Consider the following 4,176-nt stretch of genomic DNA (forward strand, 5'->3'; position numbering starts at 1 on the left):
CCGCTGTCGCGGCGGCCGGTACCGCGCTTGCCGCCGGATCGACGACGGCGGGCAGGCTCCGGCGGCCGAAAGCTGTCGAACTCAGAGTGGGTCACGCGCGCCCTCCCAGGAAAGCCAGCGCCGCGGCGCCAACCATGCCGGCGACGGCCATACCGGCCCGCCGGTACATTTGCGGCAGATCGGCTGTGGGCACTCTCGGATCCGGAGGAAGTCCGTACACTTCCGGTTCGTCGAGCAGGAGGAAGACCGCTCCGGTTCCGCCGACGCCGTCGAGTTCGTTSGCACCATAGAGCCTGGCTTCCGTGAGTCCCTGCTGGTGCAGGGAGACCACCCGTTCCCGGGCCGTCTCCACCATGTCGTCGTGGTTGCCGAATTTGATCGATGTCGTCGGACAAGCTTTAGCGCAAGCGGGCGTCTCATCGTTGACCAGGCGGTCGTAGCACAGCGTGCACTTCTGGGCGACGCCGACATTGGGGACGGCCGGATCCTTGGCGTGCTGCTCCTCCCGCTGGGCGGCCACCGCCACCATGCCGTCGCTGCGGCGCTCGATCACGCCGAACGGACACCCTGCAACGCAGGTTCCGCAGCCGTTGCACACGTCTTCCTGGACCACCACAGTGCCGAACTCCGTGCGGAAAAGCGCTCCGGTCGGGCAGACATCCAGGCACCCGGCGTGCGTGCAGTGCTTGCAGACATCGGAGGACATCAACCAGCGGAAGTCTGCCGTGTCCGGCGGCGTCRTATCCACGCTCGCCAGGTCCGGCCCGGCGGACGCAGCCGTCGGCGGAGGGCCGATGCGGGGCATGCCGAGGTTGACCAGCGCGCGCCCGGACTCCCGCGCCTCGGTAATACGTTCCTGGCCCTGTTCAACGAAGGCGACATGCCGCCAGGTGCTGGCACCGAGCCCTCCGGTGTTGTCATAGGAGGATTCCAGCAGCTCCAGGTTCCCGTCCTGGGGGTTGTGGTTCCATTCCTTGCAGGCCACTTCGCACGCCTTACAGCCGATGCAGATGGAGGTGTCTGTGAAAAACCCCTTGCGCGGCTGCTGATTATCCCACCGGGCATCGGCGGCGGGGTCGGTCGGTCCGGATAGCTGGCCCATCTAATCCTCCAACGTCGAGTCGGTATCCGGAACGCTACCAGAGCGGACCGGTTGTGCAGGCGGAGCAGGCGGCGCATGGAGTGGCCCCGCCGGACCGGCAGTGAAGATGCCCATCATCCTGGACGGCCCTCGGTGCGGCCGTCCTTTCGGCGGCCCGTGTCATTGCTTTCCGCGCCCGGATCGGTAACGAGCCGGTTCCCGGTTTCGGTCGTCGCTCCGGCCCGGGCCTGGTACTCGGCAACCAGGGCAAGCAGCTCCGCCCCGCGCGGCCGGCGGCCCGGGCGGATGTCACAGGAAGCGGCCTTAGATTCCTGGATCTGGACGTTGGGGTCCAGCGTCACGCCCAACAGGTCGTTGGCCGCGTCACCGCTGACGACAGCATCCGTTCCGACGCCCCAATGGTAGGGCAACCCGATCTGATGGACGGTGTGGCCGCCAACGGCCAAGGGTTTCATCCGCTGGGTGACGAGCACCTTCGCCTCGATGGCGGAGCGGGCCGAAATGATCGTGGCCCACCCGTAGGGCTCGAGTCCGCGCTCAGCGGCCAGCTCGGGAGAGACCTCGCAGAACATTTCCGGTTGCAGCTCCGAGAGGTACGGCAACCAGCGGCTCATTCCGCCGGCAGTGTGGTGTTCGGTGAGCCGGTACGTGGTGAAGACGTAGGGGTAGACGTCCGCGCCACTGGTCCCCGCGCTTGGTGCGCTGAGGTTGTCCGCGCGGGGATACACCAGCCGGGCCGGATTTTGCTGCTGCGGGTAAAGGCCATTGGCCACCGGCGATTCCTGCGGTTCGTAGTGGGTGGGAAGAGGACCGTCAACGACGCCCGACGGTGCGAACAACCAGCCCTTGCCGTCTGACTGCATGATAAAGGGGTCATCTCCGCTCAAGGCGGCCGGACCTCCGAGATCGGGGTCAGGTTGGCTGCCCGGAGCACGGTCAACCGGGAAGTCGGGCACGTCGTCTCCTACCCACCGTCCCTGTTCCTGGTCCCACCAGATGTATTTCTTCCGCTCGCTCCACGGTTTACCGGCAGGGTCTGCCGACGCCCGGTTGTAGAGAATCCGGCGGTTGGCCGGCCACGCCCAGCCCCATTCAGAGGCGGCAGGTCCTTGCTCCTGGCCCGGCTTCCGGTTGGCGGCATGGTTGATGCCGTCGGCGTAGACGCCGGTGTAGATCCAGCAGCCCGCGGACGTGGAACCGTCGGGGCGCAGCTCCGTATACGCGGAGAGCGGTTTGCCCGCGTCCGGGCCACTGAGGTGGCGGCCGTTAATCTCGGCCAGCACCGCCTCGCCGTCGGGCTCGCCGTGCTCGTCGGTGGGGTAATCCCAGGTGAGGTCGAGCAGCGGACGGTCGCGCTCGTCCTCCGACCCCGCCAGTTTCTCGCGGATCCGCTGGCCCAGCTCGAAGAAGAACTGCAATTCACTTTGGCACTCTCCCGGCGGTGCCACCGCCTGGTGCCGCCACTGCAGCAGCCGTTGGGTCTGCGTGAACGAGCCGGCCTTCTCCACGTGGGTTGCTGCAGGCAGAAAGAACACTTCGGTCTCGATGTCTTCGGTGCGCAGTTCCCCGGTTTCGATCTCCGGGCCGTCCTTCCACCAGGTCGCCGACTCGATGAGATTCAAGTCGCGCACCACCAGCCACTTCAAGTGCGACATGCCAAGGCGTTGCATGCGGCCGTTGGACGAGCCCACCGCGGGATTCTGTCCGAGCAGGAAGTAACCCTCCACCTTGTCCTCGAGCATGTCCATCACCGTCTGGTACGTGCCGTGCGCTCCGGTCAGCCTGGGAAGGTAATCGTAGGCCCAGTCGTTCTCCGCGGTCGCGGCCTCGCCCCACCAGGCCTTCAGCAGGCTAATGGTGTAGGAGTCGGCGTCCGCCCAGAAGCCCTTCTGCTTCTTCGACGCGACCGCATCCAGGTATTCACTGAAGGTGTCATGGCGCCCGGCGCTGGGCATTGGCAGGTACCCGGGCAGCAGGTTGAACAAGGTCGGAATATCCGTGGAACCTTGGATGCTTGCATGGCCGCGCAGGGCCATGATTCCGCTGCCCGGGCGGCCCACATTGCCGAGCAGAAGTTGCAGGATGGCGGCGGCCCGGATGAACTGCGCTCCGAGCGAGTGCTGGGTCCAGCCGACAGCGTAGGCAAAGCACGTTGTCCGTTCGCGCCCCGAGTTTTCCGTGATGGCGCGGGCCAGGTACTCAAAGTCCGCGACGTCGATGCCACACATGTCCTGGACCATCTCCGGGGTGTAACGGGCGTAGTGCCGCTTCAAGATCTGGAAAACGGTCCGGGGGTCCTGCAGGGTATCGTCACGCTGCACTTGGGCGTGTTCCAGGGAGGGACCGCCGCTGCCGAACTGGTCTCCCGCGGCGCGAGCCGACGCGTGGGCGCCGTGTTCGGGGCCAGCACCAGCATCGTCAATGGTGCCTCCACCCTGTTCCGCGTAAGACCAGGACGCCGTGTCGTAGGCTCCCGTCTCCGGATCGTAGCCGGAGAACAATCCGCCCAGATCCTCGGCGTCGCGGAAGTCGGCATGAACCAGCGTGGCCGCGTTGGTGTACGCGCCCACATACTCCTTGAACCACAGGTCGTGGGTGATGACGTAGTTAATCAACGCGCCCAAGAGGACGACGTCAGAGCCGGCCCGGATGGAAATGTGCTTGTCCGCGACGGCCGAGGTGCGCGTGAATCTGGGGTCGATGTGGATGACCTTTGCTCCGCGGGCCTTGGCCTCTGCAACCCACTGATATCCCACAGGGTGGCACTCGGCCATATTGGAACCCTGAATGATGATGCAGTCGGCGTTGGCCATGTCCTGCAGTGATTGCGTTGCGCCACCGCGTCCAAACGAGGCTCCCAAACTGGGAACCGTGGAAGAGTGTCAAATACGTGCTTGGTTCTCGATCTGCACTGCTCCGGCAGCCGTGAAGAGTTTCTTGATCAGGTAGTTCTCTTCGTTGTCCAGGGTTGCCCCGCCTAGTGAGGCTATGCCCATCGTGCGGCGAAGCAGCCGGCCCTCTTCGTCTTCCTGCTGCCACGTCCTGCGGCGGCTTTCGATGAAGCGTTCCGCCAC

2 protein-coding genes are annotated in these 4,176 nt (G+C 65.5%); both read right to left on the bottom strand.

Features of this window, described 5'->3' with window-relative positions; translation table 11 throughout:
• Positions 1 to 91 precede the first annotated feature (91 nt).
• Positions 92 to 1,102, bottom strand: a complete 1,011-nt coding sequence (locus AB4Y86_RS13340; RefSeq protein ID WP_441402698.1) for a 4Fe-4S dicluster domain-containing protein — start codon at positions 1,100 to 1,102, stop codon at positions 92 to 94.
• A gap of 113 nt (positions 1,103 to 1,215) precedes the next feature.
• On the bottom strand, positions 1,216 to 4,176 hold a 2,961-nt coding region (gene fdh / locus AB4Y86_RS13345), incomplete at its 5' end, for a formate dehydrogenase (protein ID WP_441402699.1).

Source organism: Arthrobacter sp. 2YAF22_2, assembly GCF_052114645.1.
Lineage (GTDB): Bacteria > Actinomycetota > Actinomycetes > Actinomycetales > Micrococcaceae > Arthrobacter.